Source organism: Luteococcus sp., from assembly GCF_043424415.1.
Taxonomy (GTDB): Bacteria; Actinomycetota; Actinomycetes; order Propionibacteriales; family Propionibacteriaceae; genus Luteococcus.
The window spans coordinates 1-17,368 of record NZ_JBHWOO010000138.1; the positions used below are offsets into that span (position 1 = coordinate 1).

At 70.0% G+C, this 17,368-nt stretch carries 20 protein-coding genes; 6 read left to right on the forward strand and 14 right to left on the reverse strand.

The window, feature by feature from the left end; all coding sequences use genetic code 11:
• Positions 1-105: 105 nt before the first annotated feature.
• The 4 genes from rpsF (at position 106) to rplI (ending at position 1,976) form a co-directional block, all read left to right on the forward strand.
• Positions 106-396: a 30S ribosomal protein S6 gene (rpsF, locus tag ACHFFZ_RS08340; RefSeq protein WP_394276181.1), complete on the forward strand. Its 291-nt coding sequence runs from the start codon at positions 106-108 to the stop codon at positions 394-396.
• 151 nt (positions 397-547) lie between these two features.
• Positions 548-1,132, forward strand: coding sequence for a single-stranded DNA-binding protein (locus tag ACHFFZ_RS08345; RefSeq protein ID WP_394276182.1), 585 nt, complete (start codon positions 548-550; stop codon positions 1,130-1,132).
• Positions 1,133-1,264: 132 nt separating this feature from the next.
• Positions 1,265-1,504: a 30S ribosomal protein S18 gene (rpsR, locus tag ACHFFZ_RS08350; RefSeq protein WP_094765601.1), complete on the forward strand. Its 240-nt coding sequence runs from the start codon at positions 1,265-1,267 to the stop codon at positions 1,502-1,504.
• Positions 1,505-1,520: 16 nt separating this feature from the next.
• Positions 1,521-1,976 (forward strand): 50S ribosomal protein L9, encoded by a 456-nt coding sequence (gene rplI, locus ACHFFZ_RS08355; protein WP_394276183.1) that lies wholly within the window; start codon positions 1,521-1,523, stop codon positions 1,974-1,976.
• 114 nt (positions 1,977-2,090) lie between these two features.
• Here rplI and ACHFFZ_RS08360 read toward each other — a convergent pair whose 3' ends face one another.
• The 4 genes from ACHFFZ_RS08360 to ACHFFZ_RS08375 form a co-directional block, all read right to left on the reverse strand.
• The gene (locus ACHFFZ_RS08360; protein WP_394276184.1) at positions 2,091-4,451 is read right to left on the reverse strand and encodes a heavy metal translocating P-type ATPase; all 2,361 of its coding nucleotides are present in this window, start codon (positions 4,449-4,451) and stop codon (positions 2,091-2,093) included.
• 142 nt (positions 4,452-4,593) lie between these two features.
• Positions 4,594-5,544 (reverse strand): SDR family NAD(P)-dependent oxidoreductase, encoded by a 951-nt coding sequence (locus ACHFFZ_RS08365; protein WP_394276185.1) that lies wholly within the window; start codon positions 5,542-5,544, stop codon positions 4,594-4,596.
• Between the two features lie 3 nt (positions 5,545-5,547).
• Positions 5,548-6,030, reverse strand: a complete 483-nt coding sequence (locus ACHFFZ_RS08370; RefSeq protein WP_394276186.1) for a pyridoxamine 5'-phosphate oxidase family protein — start codon at positions 6,028-6,030, stop codon at positions 5,548-5,550.
• Positions 6,031-6,151: 121 nt separating this feature from the next.
• Complete coding sequence (locus ACHFFZ_RS08375) at positions 6,152-7,894, reverse strand: cytochrome c oxidase assembly protein (protein ID WP_394276187.1); 1,743 nt, start codon at positions 7,892-7,894, stop codon at positions 6,152-6,154.
• Positions 7,895-8,733: 839 nt separating this feature from the next.
• Between ACHFFZ_RS08375 and ACHFFZ_RS08380 the strand changes: the two genes are divergently transcribed.
• On the forward strand, positions 8,734-9,471 hold the full coding sequence (locus ACHFFZ_RS08380; protein ID WP_394276188.1) for an endonuclease domain-containing protein: 738 nt from the start codon (positions 8,734-8,736) through the stop codon (positions 9,469-9,471).
• 559 nt (positions 9,472-10,030) lie between these two features.
• On the opposite strand, the gene ACHFFZ_RS08385 is transcribed toward ACHFFZ_RS08380, so the two are convergent.
• The 9 genes from ACHFFZ_RS08385 to cysE form a co-directional block, all read right to left on the reverse strand.
• Positions 10,031-10,270 carry an HAD family hydrolase gene (locus ACHFFZ_RS08385; RefSeq protein ID WP_394276199.1) on the reverse strand — a complete coding sequence of 80 codons (240 nt, stop codon included), beginning with the start codon at positions 10,268-10,270 and terminating at the stop codon, positions 10,031-10,033.
• Between the two features lie 67 nt (positions 10,271-10,337).
• On the reverse strand, positions 10,338-10,631 hold the full coding sequence (locus ACHFFZ_RS08390; RefSeq protein WP_394276189.1) for a hypothetical protein: 294 nt from the start codon (positions 10,629-10,631) through the stop codon (positions 10,338-10,340).
• A 25-nt stretch (positions 10,632-10,656) separates the two neighbouring features.
• Positions 10,657-11,427: an alpha/beta hydrolase gene (locus tag ACHFFZ_RS08395; RefSeq protein ID WP_394276190.1), complete on the reverse strand. Its 771-nt coding sequence runs from the start codon at positions 11,425-11,427 to the stop codon at positions 10,657-10,659.
• A 39-nt stretch (positions 11,428-11,466) separates the two neighbouring features.
• A complete protein-coding gene (locus ACHFFZ_RS08400) occupies positions 11,467-12,396 on the reverse strand; it encodes an NAD(P)H-hydrate dehydratase (RefSeq protein WP_394276191.1) in 930 nt (309 codons plus the stop codon).
• Positions 12,389-13,216 (reverse strand): histidine phosphatase family protein, encoded by an 828-nt coding sequence (locus tag ACHFFZ_RS08405; RefSeq protein WP_394276192.1) that lies wholly within the window; start codon positions 13,214-13,216, stop codon positions 12,389-12,391. Before ACHFFZ_RS08405 ends, ACHFFZ_RS08400 begins: the two co-directional genes overlap by 8 nt.
• An 87-nt stretch (positions 13,217-13,303) precedes the next feature.
• Entirely contained in the window at positions 13,304-14,089 is a 786-nt protein-coding gene (locus tag ACHFFZ_RS08410) for an IclR family transcriptional regulator (protein WP_394276193.1), read from the reverse strand.
• Positions 14,090-14,265: 176 nt separating this feature from the next.
• On the reverse strand, positions 14,266-14,964 hold the full coding sequence (locus ACHFFZ_RS08415) for a S8 family serine peptidase (RefSeq protein ID WP_394276194.1): 699 nt from the start codon (positions 14,962-14,964) through the stop codon (positions 14,266-14,268).
• Positions 14,882-15,130 carry a hypothetical protein gene (locus ACHFFZ_RS08420; RefSeq protein WP_394276195.1) on the reverse strand — a complete coding sequence of 83 codons (249 nt, stop codon included), beginning with the start codon at positions 15,128-15,130 and terminating at the stop codon, positions 14,882-14,884. Before ACHFFZ_RS08420 ends, ACHFFZ_RS08415 begins: the two co-directional genes overlap by 83 nt.
• Before the next feature lie 408 nt (positions 15,131-15,538).
• Positions 15,539-16,390 (reverse strand): serine O-acetyltransferase, encoded by an 852-nt coding sequence (gene cysE, locus ACHFFZ_RS08425; protein ID WP_394276196.1) that lies wholly within the window; start codon positions 16,388-16,390, stop codon positions 15,539-15,541.
• Between the two features lie 137 nt (positions 16,391-16,527).
• On the opposite strand from cysE, the gene ACHFFZ_RS08430 reads away from it, so the two are divergent.
• On the forward strand, positions 16,528-17,031 hold the full coding sequence (locus tag ACHFFZ_RS08430) for an NUDIX domain-containing protein (protein ID WP_394276197.1): 504 nt from the start codon (positions 16,528-16,530) through the stop codon (positions 17,029-17,031).
• Between the two features lie 10 nt (positions 17,032-17,041).
• Here the strand turns inward: ACHFFZ_RS08430 and ACHFFZ_RS08435 are convergent.
• Positions 17,042-17,368 (reverse strand): hypothetical protein (locus ACHFFZ_RS08435; RefSeq protein WP_394276198.1); only part of this gene is annotated, 327 nt, incomplete at its 5' end.

Sequence of the window (17,368 nt, forward strand, 5' to 3'; positions counted from 1 at the left end):
GTTGCACCTTGGACGCCCGCACCCGATGCAGGTGTCCATGGCACACGCCCTCCTGCCATGGGATGGACCCATGGCCGTTGAGACCAGAGGAGGTGGAGTACGCGTATGCGCAAGTATGAAATCGTCGTGATCATCGATCCCGACACCGATGAGCGCCAGGTGACTCCCATCATGGAGAAGCACCTCAAGAACATCACCAATGCCGGCGGCACCGTCGACAACGTCGATGTCTGGGGCAAGCGTCGTCTCGCCTACGAGATCCGCAAGAAGCCCGAGGGCATCTACGTCGTGGTGAACGTCACGGCCGAGCCGACTGCCGTCCAGGAGATGGATCGTCTGATGACCATCGACGAGCAGATCATGCGGACCAAGGTGATGCGTCCTGATGCCCACTGAGCCCACGCTCAGCTGAACGTCACGACCGTCCGGACAACATCCGGACAACACCACGACAGTCCTTCGGGGGCTGGTGGGTGAGAAACTGTCAGCAGCAGCTGGCAGGCTCATTCCATCCAGTTCCCACGTCCGACCAGACCGGAGACACAACATGGCAGGCGAAACTCCCATCACCCTCGTCGGCAACCTCACTGCCGATCCCGAACTGCGCTTCACCCCTTCGGGTGCCGCCGTGGCGAACTTCACCGTCGCCTCGACGCCGCGCCAGTTCGACCGTCAGACCAACGAGTGGCGTGACGGTGATGCCATGTTCCTCAATTGTTCGGTGTGGCGTCAGGCCGCCGAGAACGTCGCGGAGTCCCTCACCAAGGGAATGCGCGTCGTCGTCCAGGGCCGCCTGAAGAGCCGTAGCTACGAAACCCGTGAGGGCGAGAAGCGCACCGTCTTCGAGGTTGATGTCGACGAGGTCGGTCCCTCCCTGCGGTACGCCACCGCGAAGGTCACCCGCACGACGGGTGGCGGTTCCGGCGGTGGCGGCAACTGGCAGGGTGGCAACCAGGGTGGCGGCTACAACGCCGGCGGCAATGCCGGTGGTGGCCAGCAGGGCTTCAACAGCAACCAGGGTGGCAACGCCGCTGGTGGCTGGCAGTCCGCACCCCAGGGCCAGGGTGGCGACAACCGCGGTGGTGGCGTCGATCCCTGGGCGCAGGCCCAGAGCGACGAGCCGCCGTTCTGATCGGCAGGGCCCGCCAGGCCCAACCGTGACGGCACCATCCAGCAATCCACGAAAGACCATTCCCTCTGGGAAGGCACATTCCGGCGTCACGCCGGGCTCGCGGGACCTGTCCCGCAGACAAGGAGCACCACAATGGCCGGTCCACAGCGCAAGCCTGTGAACAAGAAGAAGATCGTTCCGATGAAGTCGGTTCGCATCGACAACGTCGACTACAAGGACGCCGCAACCCTGCGGAAGTTCATCTCCGAGCGCGGAAAGATCCGTGCGCGTCGCGTCACGGGCCTCTCGGTCCAGGACCAGCGCAAGGTCGCCATCGCGATCAAGAACGCGCGCGAGCTCGCCCTGCTGCCCTACGCGTCCACCGCGCGCTGAGAACAGGAGTAACCCAATGAAGCTCATTCTCACCGCACCCGTCGAGAATCTCGGCATCGCCGGCGACGTCGTCGAGGTCAAGGACGGCTACGGCCGCAACTACCTGCTGCCCACCGGCAAGGCGATCCGCTGGACCCGTGGCACCGAGAAGCAGATCGAGGGCATCAAGCGCGCTCGTGACGCCAAGGAGATCCGTGGCGTCGAGCACGCCAACGAGGTCAAGCAGCAGCTCGAGGGCCTGTCGGTCAGCTACGCAGCCCAGGCTGCCTCCGCTGAGGGCAAGCTCTTCGGCGCCGTCACCGCCTCCGACATCGCCCAGGCGATCAAGAAGGCCGGTGGCCCCGCCGTCGACAAGCGCTCGATCCAGATCGCCAAGCCGATCAAGCTCGTCGGCAGCCACATGGTTGGCATCAAGCTGCACGAGGCCGTGAGCGCCCACATCACCGTGGAAGTCACCGCTGCCAGCAAGTGATCCCCGCCCCCCGGGCCTGACCGTCCGGGGGCCAGGAACACATCAGCAGGGCCCGCACTTCGGTGCGGGCCCTGCTGTGTTGTGTGGGGCAGCTTGGTGTGGGGCCCTGCTGCGTCAGCGGGGGGCAGCTTGGTGTGTGTGGGGACGGTCTGGTGTGGGACGGCCTCCGCCGACCTGCTCGGCCGGCTCGTAGGTGCGCAGCCGCAAGGAGTTGGAGACCACCAGCACCGAGCTCATCGCCATCGCCGCCGCCGCGATCAGCGGGTTCAGCAGGCCAGCGGCCGCGATCGGGATGGCGGCCACGTTGTAGCCGAAGGCCCACACCAGGTTCATCTTGATGGTGCGGATGGTGCGGCGCGACAACTGGATGGCGTCCACCACGCTGCGCAGGTCGTCGCGCACCACGATGATGTCGGCGCTCTTCATGGCGATGTCAGTGCCCTGGCCCATCGCGATGCCCAGGTTGGCCGTCGCCAGCGCCGCGGAGTCGTTGATCCCGTCGCCCACCATGGCGACGGTGCGGCCCTCGTCGCGCAGCTGCTGCACCACCGAGGCCTTCTCGTCGGGCAGCACCCGGGCACGCACCTCGTCGATGCCCAGCTGGCCGGCGACGTGACGGGCCACCCGTTCCGAGTCGCCGGTGAGCAGCACCGTGCGCAGCCCCATCTGGCCGAACTTCTCCACCGCCGACGGCGCGCTCGGCTTGATCTGGTCGGCCAGCGTGACGACGCCCAACAGGCGCCCGCCGTGGCGCACCGCGACCGCCACCGACCCCGTGAGCTCAGCCTTCTCGATCGACTCGGCGGCCAGCCGCTCTGCCTCGGCATCGTCGGAGGCGGCGCTGGCATCCCGCCGCCCCACCAGGCACTCCTGGCCGTCGACGAGGGCCTTCGCGCCCCATCCGGGCAGGGCCTCGAAGCCGGTGGCACTCACCTCGCGCGGCGCGCGGCCACCACTGGCACCGCCGACGGCGGCGAGGTCGTCGGCGACCGTCACGATGGCGGTCGCGATCGGGTGCCCGGAGCCGCGCTCGACGGCGGCGGCCGGCACCAGGACATCGCTGGGGGTCAGCCCGGGGGAGGGGATGACGTCAGTGACGGCCATGGTGCCGGTGGTGAGGGTGCCGGTCTTGTCGAGCACGACGGTGTCGATGCGTCCCGAACTCTCCAGCGCGTCCTGGCCCTTCACCAGCACACCGAGCTGGCCTGCCCTGCCCACGCCCACCATCAGCGCGGTGGGGGTGGCCAGGCCCAGGGCGCAGGGGCAGGCGATGATCAGCACGGCGACGGCCACGCTCAGGGCGCGGGCAGGTGAGCCGGTGGTGAACCACCAGCAGAGGCCCACCAGCAGGGCCAGTACGATCACGGCCGGCACGAAGTACTGGGTGATGCGGTCGGCGAGCTTCTGCACCCGCGACTTGCGGCGCTGTGCCTCGTCGGCGATGGCTGCCATCTGCGCCAACCGAGTGCGGGCGCCGACGGCCTCGGCCTTGACCACCAGCCGCCCGGTGAGGTTCGTGGTGCCGCCCAGCACCTGGTCGCCGGCGACGGCCTCGGCGGGCACCGACTCGCCGGTCATGGCGGAGGTGTCGATGGTGGACTGACCCTCGGTGACGACGCCGTCCGCGACGAAACGCTCCCCGGGCAGCACCACATAGTGCTCGCCGGTGCGCAGCTGGTCGGCGGGCACGGTCTCGGTGCTGCCGTCCGGGCGCAGACGCCGAACCTCCTTCACGGCAAGGTTTCCCAGTGCGTGCAGCACCTCCCCGGCGCGGCGGCGGGCACGCGACTCGAAGTAGCGCCCGGCGAGCTGGAAGGTGACCATGCCGGCGGCCACGTCGAGGTAGACGGCATCGGCCCCGGCCGGGGTGTTGCCGAAGCCCAGCCAGTAGCCGGCCTCCTCGGTGGGGAAGGCAAGCGTCCACAGCGCCCACAGGAAACTGACGCTCGCCCCCAGTGAGATCAGGCTGTCCATGCTCAGGGAACGGTGCCGCAGGCCGCGGATCGTGGCCCGGTGGAAGGGCCAGGCACACCAGGTGACGATGGGCAGTGCCATCAGCACGCACAGCAGCTGCCAGCCGGAGAAGCGGACGCTGGGCACCAGCGCCAGCTGCAGGGTGAGCGACATCAGCGGGACGCTGAGCAGGGCGGCGACGGTCAGGCGACGGCGCAGCGACGAGGTACGCTCGGCGGCGGCGCGCTGGGTCCAGGTGTCGTCCTCGTCGTCGTGGACCGCGGCGCCGTAGCCGGCCTTCTCGACGGTCTCGATCGCCAGTGGCGCGTCGGCGGGGCCGAGCCCCTGCACCAGGGCGCGTTCGGTGGCCAGGTTGACCATGGCGGTGACGCCGTCGAGCCTGTTCAGCTTGCGCTCGATGCGGTTGGCGCAGGCCGCGCAGGTCATGCCCGAGATGTCGAGCTCCAGCTGCGGCAGCTCGTCGGTCGTCCCGGAGCCTGCCGTCGCCCTGCTTGTTGCCACGTCTGTACCCAGCCTTTCGTCTGGCCCCAGCCTACTGACCCGGCCGGAGGGTGCCGCCCGCGTCGCTGCTCGGGGGTGCTGCTGGGCCGCAACGTCGTGGCAAGGGGCAACACGGCAGGGGAAGCGGCCGTGCGCCGGGGCCCTACTCGTTGTGGCGGCGGGTGGCGCGGTCCCCGAGGGTGGTGAGCCGGTCGACCAGCGGCGAGGACAGGCGCTCCCGGGCGGTACGGCCGTCGACCACCTCGGAGGAAGACCCCTTGGGCAGCAGGCGGCTCGCCAGCCCCATGGCGTGGGCGGTCAGGTTCGGCGCCAGGCCGTGCACCCGGGTTCCGATGTGGCTCAGCGGTGAGATGAGGGCCACCGGACGCCCGGTCAGCACCCCGTCGACCATCTTCGAGGCCGCCTTGTGGGCATCCATGGACAGCAGCGGCAGGGAGGCGGCCGGCGCGAACCAGGCGTACTGCTTGGCCGCGTCGCCGAAGAACTTCGCCTGCACGTGCGATCCGGTGCGCATCAGGCCCGGGACGATGGTGGTGGCGGTGACGCCCGTGCCGGCCAGTTCGGCCGACAACCCCTCGACGAAACCGACCGCACCGAACTTCGCCGTCGAATAGGGCAGCAGGCGCGGGGGGCTCACCTTCCCGCCGATCGACGTGACGACGCCGAAGCGGCCGTGGCCGCGTTCGGTCATGCGCGGCACGACGGCCAGGGCCAGGTTGATCGGTCCCCACAGCATGATGTCGATGGCCTGCTCGAAGTGGTCGTGGTGGCTCGCCTGCCAGGGGCCGACCTGGATGATGCCGGCGACGTGGATGGCCACCTCGACCGGCCCGAGGGCCTGTTCGGTGGAGTCGACCAGGTCTCGCACCTGCTGCTCGTCGGCGACGTCACAGGCCATGGTGTGTACCCGCGCCTCGGGAACGCAGCGCAGGATCTGATCGCGTCCCTGCTGGAGGCTCTGCTCGTCGCGGGAGCAGATGGCCACGTCGTGGCCGCGGCCGGCCAGGTCGGTGGCGATCAGCAGCCCGAGGCCGCGGGAGGCCCCCGCCACCAGTGCGACGGGCCGGGTGCCGGGGGCGGGAGGCTGCGCCATGGCTCAGACCTCCACGACGCCGGACTTGCCGGCCTGGGGACGGTGGCCGCCGAGCACGCCCTTGGCGACCTCGAGCAGGGTTCCGGCGGCGTGGGGGGTGTCCCAGTAGCCGACGGAATCGGCGTCGACGCGGATCAGCGCCACCTTCGGGTCGGTGGACTCGCACTGCATCCAGGCCGCGACGCGGGTGTCCCAGAGCTCGTCGATGACGGACTGGTCCTTGACGATGACGGCAGTTCCGCTGACCGAGAGCTGGTCGCCGTCGGTGAAGGCAAGGTTGGTGCGGGGATCGGCCGCGATCTGGCGGGCCTTGTCGCTGTCGGCGACGGCGAAGAACCAGATGGTGGCGTCATCGTCGACGCGCTGGACGCCCATCGGTCGCGAGACCATGGCGTCCCCGTCGATGGTTGTCATCATGGCGATGTGCTGCTGACGCAGCATGGCCACGACCTCGTCGACGGACTTCTGCTCGGATTCGGTGCTCACGCTCTGTCTCCTTGGCTGGGGGCTTGTGCCTGTGAGCCTGCCCTGTCCGGGGGTCGCCCTCAAGGCTTTCAGGCCAAGGAGGTGCGCGATTACGCCGATGGCGTGGCGCGGGCCGGTCGGCTCAGCCCCTGCGATCACGCTCCGCCAGCTGCGTCAGCATCTGGTTGTAGGCGTCGAGGGACTCGTCGTCACCGGAGTCGATGCCCTGGTCGAAGCTGTCGCTCTCCTTCTTGTCCTGGCGGGCCCACTGGACGAACAGCGCCCCCAGGGCGACGGCCAGCGGGAACTCACCACCGGCCCAGGCGATGGTGCCACCCACCCACTGGTCGTGCGCCAGCCCCCGGGCCGCCATCCACGGGTGGCCGATGGAGTTCAGGAAGCCCTCGGCGTAGACGGAGGTCTTGCTCATCAGGATCACGCCGAAGAAGGCGTGGAAGGGCATGGCGCCGATGATGAGGCCCAGCCGCCCCAGGTGGGGCAGGGGATGGACCGGCTGGTCGACACCGATGATCAGCCCGTAGAAGATGCACCCGCTGACCAGGAAGTGCAGGTAGAACAGCTGGTGCAGCCAGTGCACCTCGAGGCTGCGGGTGAACAGGCTCGTGAGGTAGAAGACGTAGTAGGTGCCCGTCATCAAGACCAGCGCGATCAGCGGATGGTGGAGCAGGGCCACCAGCCGGGAGCGCATGAAGGTCCTGACCCATTCGTGCAGCCCGGCCGAGTGCTGCTCGCCACGCGGCGGCACGGCCTGCAGCACCAGCGTCAGGTAGCCGCCCAGCACCAGCACCATGGCGGCCAGCATGTTCAGCCCCAGGTTCATGAACATGTGGACGCTGAAGACCACCGGGGCATAGCGGCCGACACCGGAGCTGGTGAGCAGCACCACGATGACCCAGCCGATCACCCAGGCGGCAGTGCGTCCGGCGGGCCAGTGCTTGCCCTGCTGGTGGACGCGGTGCACGAGCCACAGGTAGCTCGCCACGGCGGCGACGGCCAGGCACAGGAAAAAGGGGTTGATGCGCCACTTGACCACCAGGTTCACCAGGGTGGGCCAGTCGGCCACGGAGTAGCCGATCGCGGCGACGTCGACGGCGAGGCGTGGGTTCTCGGTGGGGACGGCGCGGAAGGCGCTGGCGGCGGCGAACTGTCCCATCATGCCGATCACGGCCATCGCCAGGGAGGCGGCTGCGGAGCTGGACCACCAGCACAGGGCACCGATCACCAGCGCGGCACCGGCCCGTGCCAGGTGCCAGGAGGCGTCCTCGTCGGTGAGCGGGCCGGGCAGGGCGGCAGCGGTGACCACGTCGGCCATGACGGTGGTCACGGCCAGCACACAGCTCAGCAGGCGCATCCGGAAGCAGGCGATGCGGTCGCGGGCGTCGTCGGCGCTGAGGAAGAGCCGACAGGCCCAGGTTCCGGCCAGCAGCGTGAAGCAGACGGCGGCGATCATGCGGGTGTCACCGGTGAGGTCGTGGTTGAGCGGGACCCGGCGCTCGGTGGCGGCGATCGGGGCCACCAGTGCGACCGACTGCAGCAGCAGGGCGTAGAGCGCAGACTCCCAGTGCTTCCAGAAGGTGAGCAGGGTGCTGGCCAGGCCGAAGCCGACGGCGACGCACCAGCCCATTGACTCCCCGTGCGAGTAGCCGCCCGACAGGTCGCGGGACAGGACGGCCATCACGGCACTGGCGCCGGCCCCGACCAGTCCCGACAGGCGGGCCAGGCCGAGCAGTCGGTCCCCGACGAGCCGTTCGCGCTGGGGGCCCCGGCGGGGACGAATGAAGGCGGCGGTGGTCCAGGCGCCCATGGTGACCGCGGCCGCGATCCAGACCAGCAGGTCGACGGCGAACTGGGTGGTGTGTAGCACGAGAAGGCCTCCGGGAAGTCCCCGGCCGGCTGTCGGTGGGGATGTGGCCAACGATATGGCCTGTGCGGCGAGTGCCCAAGGAAGTGCCGTCGTGCACACCCCCACGGTGGACAACTGTGGACAAGTGGGCTCCTGGGGATGTGATGTGGATCACGTCGATTACCATCACCGCTTGTCAGATGGCGATTGGCGGGGTTGGGGCGGAGTTGTCCACAGCTTTGTCCACCGCTGGGGATAATTACACGGGCGAAATTCCAGCCGCGAAAGCCCGCCTGGACCGCCTGCAGTCCTAGTCAGTGGCCGGTCGGGAATCTGGTCGTCGGTCCATTTCCGGGGCCGTGGACAGCCCTGCGCCGGTCCGCGTCCCCAAGCTGCCCCCAGTTGTCCACAGCATCCACAGGGGGTTGTGGGAAAGCCTGTGGGGGGCGCTCGTGGCGGGCCGTGCATGGACGTCGTGGCCCGACCCCGAAAGGAGTGGGCCTTCCCGGAAGCCAGTGGCCCGACCCGGCAGTTGGTACGTCCGGGAGCACCCACTGACTTCAGGGTCGGGTGCCTGCCTTCAGGGTCGGTCGATGGCCCCTCCCGCCGCACCCACAGGAGTGTTGTCCGAGTGTTGCCCGTGCGCGCCCACCCCCTTCCGTTCCCCGGCGCGATGCTCCGACGATGGGCATGTGCGAACACGGATCATGGGCGACATCAGGAGCACCAGCAGTCTTCGGGCCGACGGCGTAGACGCCAAGGTCCTGCGCAAGGCGGTGTCTGCGGGAGAAGTGGACAGGCTTCGACGCGGCGTCTACCGAGCGCCCGGCGAACTCTCGCACACCGAGCAGCACCGCCTCATGGTGCTGGGCACGATGCCCGGGCTCTGTGACGAAGCCGTGGTGAGTCATGCGTCGGCCGGGGTGCTCCACGGCTTGCTGGTGAGGACGGCCAGCCTGGGGCGGGTTCACGTCACCCGTCAGGCGAAGGGGTGGCGCACGGCGCTGGTCCACGTCCACACCGCGGCCCTGCCCGACGACGAGGTCTGCCTCGTGCAAGGACTCCGCACCACCACGATCCGCCGGACCCTGTCGGACCTCGGCCGTTGCGAGGACCTGGGCTGGGCGGTGGTCGCGCTGGACGACGCGCTGCGGCGCAATCTCGTGGAATGCAAGGATCTGGACGCGCTCACGCTCGCGGCCAAGGGGCTTCCCGGCGCGCCGGGTCTTCGGGCCGCCGTGCAGCTGGCCGACGGCGAATCGCAGAGTGCGGGTGAGTCCCTGTGCCGGGTGGCCTTCCACCAGGCGGGCCTTCCGATCCCGGTGCTGCAGTACGAGGTGCGGGATGCCAAGGGACTGGTGGGCCGGGTGGACCTGTGCTGGCCGGAACAGAAGGTGATCGTCGAGTTCGACGGAAAGGTGAAGTATGGCGCCCTGCTCCGTCCCGGGGAGCGCCCGTCCGATGCACTCTGGCGCGAGAAGCAACGCGAGGATCGCCTGCGCGCGTGTGGCTACCGCGTCATCCGGGTGACCTGGGACGAGATCCTGCGGGAGCCTGAAGAGGTCTGCCGGCGGGTGGCGTCGGCGCTCTGGAAGTGAACGACCCAGAAGCGGTTGGAGCGGGTGTGGCCCTGGGGACGTTGTGGCTCCTGACCCAGATTGGGTGTGGTTTGAGCCGGACGAGTGTATTAGGGCGTGTCGGTGTGGTCAGAAGGCCAGCAGGTGCCCCGGTGCCGTTCTCCCGGACTCGTGCCGTCAGGCACCCCGTCGTCCCGATGGACACACCGTGTGGCTGGTTTGCCTGTGGTCAAAGGATCCTGCCTATGGACTGGGCGCGGGGCGACGAGTCTGCGCGTTCCCCGGAGGGCCAGGTCGGCGCTGGCTTTGGCGACTGGAAGTGGGGCGGACCCTGAAGGTGGTGGCATGGCCCTGAAGCAAGGGGTGCGGCCCGGGAGTTCCTACGTCGGGGTCGGGCTGCTCGGTTCAGGGTGGCGGGCCCCGGTTCAGGGTGGGGGTATTCGGTTCAGGGTGCGCTGCCATGGGTGGACACGCCCGTGTCCCGGCTCACAGCCAGGTACGGTTCCGGGCGCAGGCGCACCAGTGCGCGCCCCACGCCGAGCCCCGTCTGGTCCGGCCCCTACACCTCAAGGGAGAGCTCCTACGGACTGGTGCCGCCCAGGTCGGGCAGTCTCAGCGGCCGGCCGTCGAAGTCGGACCGGCTCCCGACGACCACGGTGGTCGCGCCGCTGCCGCGTCCAGCCCGGACGCCGGCGGGGGAGTCCTCCAGCACGATGCACTCGGCGATGTCGACACCCAGCCGCTCGGCGGCCAGCAGGTAGGGCTGCGGGTCGGGCTTGCCGCGGGTGATGTCCTCGCTGAGGACGCAGGTGCTCGGCATCGGCACCCCGGCCAGCTACATCCGTCGGGTGGCCAGGGCCCGGTCGGCCGAGGTGACCAGGGCCCAGTCATCGCCCAGGGCCGCGACAAGGTCCGCCGCGCCCGGCACCATGCCGACTCCCTCGCTGACCTCCAGCTCGCCGGCCTGGATCCGCAGCGCCTTCCTGCTCGGCCAGTGCCCGATCGTCGAGGAAGTGGCTGGTGGTGGCCAGCGTCGGGCGGCGATGGGCGAAGGCCAGCACCTGTGCCAGGTCGAGGCCGTGCAGCCCACAGAAGGCACGCCAGGCATTCTCGACGGCCACCGTGGAGTCCACCAGGGTGCCGTCCATGTCGACGAGGAAGGGGCGGGGCGCTCGGGTCATGGCCCCATCCTCGCCGATGGGCCGCTCAGGACGCAGTGCTTCCGAGTGCAAGGCGCAGGAACTGCTGGATCTTGGCATCCCAGTAGCCCCACTCGTGATCGCCCGGCGCCCAGTCCACCACCACCGGCACACCGGCATGTCCGGCGGCCTCGGCGAAGGTGTGGTTGTGCGAGGCCAGCCGGTCCTCGGTGCCGCAGGTCAGCCACAACCGGGGAAGACCCGCTGGATCGGCCTGGCCCACCAGGTGCACCAGGTCGTCGCCGGTGCCGCGGATCGGCTGCTCACCCCAGATTGGCGAGGGTTCGGTCATGAACTCCGGCGAGCGCGGCGAGCTGGCCATGTCGAGGCAGCCGCTGAGCGAACCGGCCGCCGCGAAACGACCCGGCTGGCGCAGGGCCAGCTTGAATGCCCCGAAACCACCCATCGACAGCCCGGCGACGAAGGTGTCCTCGCGCGCCGTCGAGACCTGGAAGGTCTCGGCCACCAGGCGCGGCAGCTCCTGGCTGACCCAGTCCCAGTAGCGCTCGCCGTGCACCTCGTTGCAGTAGAAGGAGCGCCCCGCATCGGGCATCACGACGGCCAGGCCGTACTCGGAGGCGTAGCGCTCGATCGAGGTGCGACGCAGCCAGATGGTGTCGTCGTCGGACAGCCCGTGCAGCAGGTAGAGCACCGGCGTGGCCGTACGCACCATCCCCGACAGACCGATCTGGCCACCAGTGGTCTGCGGCAGCAGGACGGTCACCGAGGTGCAGTGCCCCAGCGACTCGGAGAAGACATTGGCGCGGAACTGGATCATGCCCACACGCTAGACCCGGCGGTCCCAGTCCGCGTGTGCTCAGACCCCGCCCAGCCGGGTCATCGTCGACGGCAGCGCATCGGCCACCTCGGTGGCCAGGTAGCCCACCCGGCCGTGCGTCGAGTAGAGCGACTCGCCGGCCTCGGCATGAAGGTGGATTCCCCACAGCAGCGACTGCACGGGCGTGGCGCCGCGGGTCAGCAGGCCCGTGACCGCCCCAGCCGAGACGTCCCCGCTGCCGGAGGTGCCCAACCCCGAGTCACCGCTGGTCATCCGCCACAGCGCCCCCTGCCAGGCCACCCAGCCGGAACAGGCGACGGCGGCGCGGTAGCGAGCAGCACACTCCAGGGTGGAGGCGGGCAGCTGGTCGTCGTCCAGCGCCTCCACGTCGAGCAGCCGCGCCAGTTCCCCCGTGTTGGGGGTGAGTACCAGGCGCCCGGCCAGCCGCGCCACCAGCGTGCGGTCCAGGTCGGGCAGCACCGTCGCACCAAAGGCGTCCAGCAGCACCGGAACGTCCTCGGGAGCCTGCTCGACGACGGCCCGCACCAGGCGCTGCGCCCCCTCGGGATGGTCCAGGCCCGGGCCGACCAGCACCGCCTGGCAGCGGCCCAGCTCACGCTCCAACGCCTGCGCGGCGCCCTGACCGGTGATCGAGCCCCGCTCGTCGCAGTCCAGTGAGATGACTCCGCTCTCGGGCAGGGCGACGGCCACGTGCGGCGCCACCTGTGCCGAGACGGCCAGGCTCAACCGGCCCGCCCCGACGCGCAGCGCCGCCCGCCCGGCCAGCATCGCGGCGCCCGGTGTCGCCGCAGCACCGCCCACCACCAGCACCTGGCCGCGGGAGTACTTCGACCCCTGCGGGGTGGGCAGCGGCCACCGCCGCAGCAGTTCGGTGGTCACCAGCCGCGGGTCGTCCACCCGACCCCCGGCCACCTCTTGGGGAACGCTGCCGTCCAGCTGCTCACTCATCGCCGTCGGCCTCGCGCTCCCCGTGCAGACGGTCGGTGCCGTCGGTGCCCGCGGCGGGGGCGCCCACCTCGTCCGAGGCGCCCGGCTGGTCGGTGACGGTGATGCCGGCCTCGCGCAGGTGGCTGTCGATGTTGTAGTCGGTCACGGTCCAGCCGGTGCGGGAGTCCTCGTCGCGCACCAGGCGGCAGATCGCGGCATTGCGCAACCCATTGGTCTGGCTGCGTTCCAGCACCTGGTGCTCGTCCATGCCCTCGGCCACATAGCAGAAGAGCAGGTTGACCACGTCATGGGCGCTGACCAGGACGCACTCGCCCTCGTTCTGGGCGGCAATGTCACCCATCACGGCACGCACCCGGCCGGCGACGTCGGCCCACGACTCACCGCCCGGCGGACGGTAGTAGAACTTGCCCAGCCAGGCCCGCCGCTCGGCCTCCTCCGGGTACTTCTTGCGGATCCCGTCGGCGGTGAGCATGTCGGTGATGCCCATGTCGCGGTCGCGCAGCCGCTCGTCGATGCGCGGATCCAGCAGGTGGGCGTCGGCAGAGTCCTTCAGCCCAAACCCCTCGACGGCGATGCGGGCGGTCTGGCGGGCACGACGGAAGGGGCTGGTCCACACCCTGGTGGGGCGCTCGGACTCGTCGAGCTCGTGCAGCCACTGCCCCACGGCAGCGGCCTGACGCCGGCCCAGCTCGGACAGCTCCACGTCGGCATCGCGGGCGGGGGCGTCGATGCGCTCCAGGTGCTGGCTGGCGGCAAGTTCGGCAGCCACATTGCCCTCGGACTGCCCGTGGCGGACCAAAATGATCTGCGTTGTCGTCATTGCTCCACAGTAGGCGCCGGCAGGCAGCCTGCGGGCGCCGATCGGCTCCAGGCGAACGGTTTCGCGGCGGTGACGGCCCGCCGGCACTCAGCCCTGCCTGCGGCGTGCTGCCCGCAACCGGGTGGCATAGGCCTTGGAGGCCTCGGCGCAGACACTGCGCAGGGCCACCGCCTGGGTGCGGGGGTCGTAGCTGGTGGTGGGCCCCGAGACGCTCAGCGCTGCAACCGGGTTGCCGGTGGGCGACAGGATCGGGGAGGCGACGCAGTTGAGCCCGAGCCGGATCTCCTCGCAGTCGAAGGCGACGCCGTGGGTACGGATGCGCTCCAGCTGCGAGCGCAGCCGAGCAGGGTCGGTGATGGTGTGCGAGGTCCAGGCGGTGAGCGTGTGGGAGAAGACCTGCTCGGCGGCCACCGGGTCATAGGCGAGCATCGCCTTGCCGACGGCAGTGCAGTAGGCCGGCACGCGCCCGCCGATCCGCGACGGAGCCGGCAGGTGCTGCAGGCCGTGCAGCTTGTTCAGGTAGACCACGGTGGGCCCGTCGAGCACGGCCAGGTGGACTGTGCGGCGGGTGCGCTCGTACAGGTGGGCCAGGAAGGGAGTGAAGGTGTCGCGGATCAGCTCGGTCTCGGGCACCCGCACCGGCGTGGTCAGCTCCTGCAGCATCGAGCCGAGGCGGTAGTTGGTGCCGGCACGCTCGACGGCACCATTGCGCTCCAGGGTTCCCAACAGGCGGAAGGCCGTGGACTTGCTCAGCTCGGCGCGGCGCGCCAGTTCACTGACACCCACCCCGGTGGACGCGTCGGCACCGAAGGCACGCAACAGGGACATGGCCTTGTCCACGGCAGTCCTGGTCGGTGTCGTCTCGCTGGTCATCGCCAATTCCTCTCCGGACGGCCTTGTCCTTCGTGGCGCAGTCCCCGCCCGGCATCGGAACCCACCGCCCGGCGGTGTCTGCGCCGTCGGGATCCGTCCCAGTCTATCCGCGCAGGAAAGGGGCCGATCCTTCCTGCCACGGTCGTGGACAGCAAGGATCGGCCCTGTGGGGTGGGTCAGCGCACGACGAGGTCGTCGACGTAGAAGCGCGTCGGCAGCAGGAAGTCCTCGTTGGAGCTGATCTTCAGCGTCACGGTGCGTCCGGCGAAGGCGCTGATGTCGCCCGACTGCTGCAGCCAACGGTCCTTGGCAGTGACATTCGAGGCACTGGCGACCTCCCGACCGTCGATCGAGATGCTCAGGCGGTCGACAGCATTGCGGATGACCTCATTGCTCCTGACCTGCAGGGCCAAGTCGAGCCGGGTGGCATTGCGCGACAGGGTGAACGTCTGGCTGATGGCACGCTCGCCGCGGCGGCCGACGCCACCAAGGCTTGCCACGCCGGAGCCACTGCGGGCAGGGCCCTGGGTGGTGATGAGGCCGTACGGATCATTCCAGCCGACGCGCGACTCGAAGTCACCGTTGACCAACGGACTGGCGACGCCATCGTCGGGGGTGGGTTGAGGAGTCGGCTTCGGGGTGGGGTCGCCGGAGGCGTTGGCGTGGGAGCATTGCCGGCGACGGCTCGCACCGCCGCGGTGGCATCCACCAGGCCGGCGCCACAACCCTTGAAGCAGCCCTCGGGCAGCGGACGTGCCGAGTCCTTGAGGGTCTGCTCGATCTGGGCCGGGGTCAGCGAGGGCTTGGCTGCCCTTCATCAGTGCCACGACTCCTGCGACGTGCGGGGTGGCCATGCTGGTGCCCTGCATCGGCATACATCTTGCGGTCCACCTCGACCCGGGCGACGCCGTCGGCCTCGCCGAGCCGGGTCAGGAAATCGCCCACCTCGGAGCTGGGCAGCGGCTCGTCGAGGCGCACGACGGTGTTGCCGTCGCTCATGGTGCGCAGCCCGCTCACGGTGCGCGAGTGGGACACGAGCACGCCGTCGACGGTCTCGGTGCGGGTCTCGGTGCTGGCGGTGCTCAGCGAGGACTCGAAGGTGACGATGAACTGCGTCGGTGCGGTGTCCGGGACGTTGGTTCCGCCCAGGTATTCCGCTCCTGCAGGTGTTGCGGTGGCGAGGCTGCCGAACAGCAGGGCCCCGCCTGCGGCCAGGGCCGCTGTGGTGCGCGTACGGGACGCGTAGGTGCCTTTCGATCCACGGGGGAGTGGAGCCCCGGATGGGGCCTTGTCACCCTAGCTGAAGATCAGCTGGGAACGGCCCGCCGATCGGCCCCTGTCTGGCCGCGCAATTTCAACAGCCGATCACCTTCGCTGCCGCCTCTTCCTTCCCTGCTTGCCAGGGCGGGGATTGCGACAGACCGTGGAATGTCAAGTCACGCGACTCGGTCACTCACCCGAGGGCTCCTCGTCCAAGGACTGGTCCATGTCGAGGGCCGGCAGTGCCGAGCGCGGGTAGCTCACCGGCTTGGCCGGCACCCCCGCCACCGTGGTGTGCGGCGGCACGTCGTGCAGCACCACCGAACCGGAGCCGACCTTGGCGCCCTCGCCCACGCGGATGTTGCCCAGCACCTTCGCGCCGGCACCGATCATCACGCCCCGGCCGATCTTGGGGTGGCGGTCGCCGCCCTCCTTGCCGGTGCCGCCCAGCGTCACCTCGTGCAGCATCGAAAAGTCGTCCTCCACCACGGCCGTCTCACCGATCACGACGCTGGTGGCGTGGTCGAACATCAGGCCCTTGCCCAGGCGCGCGCCGGGGTGGATGTCGACGGCCAGCACCTCGGAGATGCGGCTCTGCAGGAACAGCGCCAAGGCGAAGCGCTCGCGCTCCCAGTAGAAGTGCGCCACCCGGTGGGCCTGGATGGCGTGGAAGCCCTTGAAGTGCAGCAGCGGGGTGGAGTAGCCACGGCAGGCCGGGTCGCGCTGCATGATGGCCTGCAGGTCGGCCAGCACCGCCCCCGGGATGGACTCGTCCTCGGTGAAGGCGTGCTGGATCAGGTCGCGCAGGGTCAGCGCCGTCATCACCGGGCTCTCCAGCTTGCTGGCCAGCAGGTAGCTCAGCGAGTCGCACAGCGTCTCGTGGCCCAGCACCACCGTGTTCAGGAAGCCCGCCAGCGCCGGTTCCTCGACGGCGTCGGTGGCTGCCTCCTCGCGGATGCGCTCCCAGATCTGGTCATTGGCCACCGCAGTGCGGTAGTGGGGCGCCGTGTCGGCCGGGCTCGGGGATGCGGTGCGGATCATGGCTGCCTCTCGCCGGTGGTGCACCGACCGCTCGGATGGCCGGTGGTCCTGGGATGGTGGACGGGTCCACGCTACGAGTTCAACGACTGCAGGGCCGCAGGGATTCCATCCCTCGGGCGGGTGGCATGCTGGAGGCCATGAGCGACGAACTCGCCAACCTCTACGACGACCAGGGCCGGGTCTGCGGCACCGCCGCCCGGTCGAGGATCCGTCGGGAGAACCTGCGCCACGGCGGCACCGGCATCCTGGTGACCAATTCGCGCGGCGAGGTCTACGTGCACCGGCGCACCGACACCAAGGACGTCTACCCCGGCTGGTACGACCTGGCGGCCGGTGGCATGGTCGCCGCTGGCGAGGAGCCCGAGGAGGCGGCGCGCCGCGAACTGGCCGAGGAACTCGGCATCGAGGCGCCACTGGTCTTCGTCAAGCAGGCCGACTACCGCGACGAGCAGCTGAACCTGCACGCCTGGCTCTACCGGGTGGTCTGGGACGGCCCGGTCCACCGCCAGGCCAGCGAGGTGGCCTGGGGTGGGTGGATGACCCCTGCCCAGGTGCAGGAGCTCGTCGACGACCCCGACCGCCCGGTGATGCCCGATGCCGTCGAGCTGTGGCGCGACGTGCTGGGCGCGCCGGGGGCCTGAACCGGCCGGCTCAGCTCAGCGGACCCTGGAAGCGCCCGTCGCTGGCCCCGGTCTCGGGCGAGGCCAGCGCCAGGGCCAGCCGCATCATCGCCTGGGAGAGCAGGGGATCGGCGTCCTGGCCGGATCCCTCGGGCAGCAGCAGGCGCACCACCAGCTCGGTGTCCAGCGCGCTGGAGCCGTGGCGGGCCATCGACCGCTGCCCGGCCACCTGCCAGCTGCTGTCCGCCGCGAGCTCGTCGGTGGGCTCGTCGACGACGAAGGCCAGCAGCTCGTCGACGGTGAAGTCGGCGCTGGCCAGGCGCGGGTCCTCGGTGACCGGCACCGGCCGCGACACACG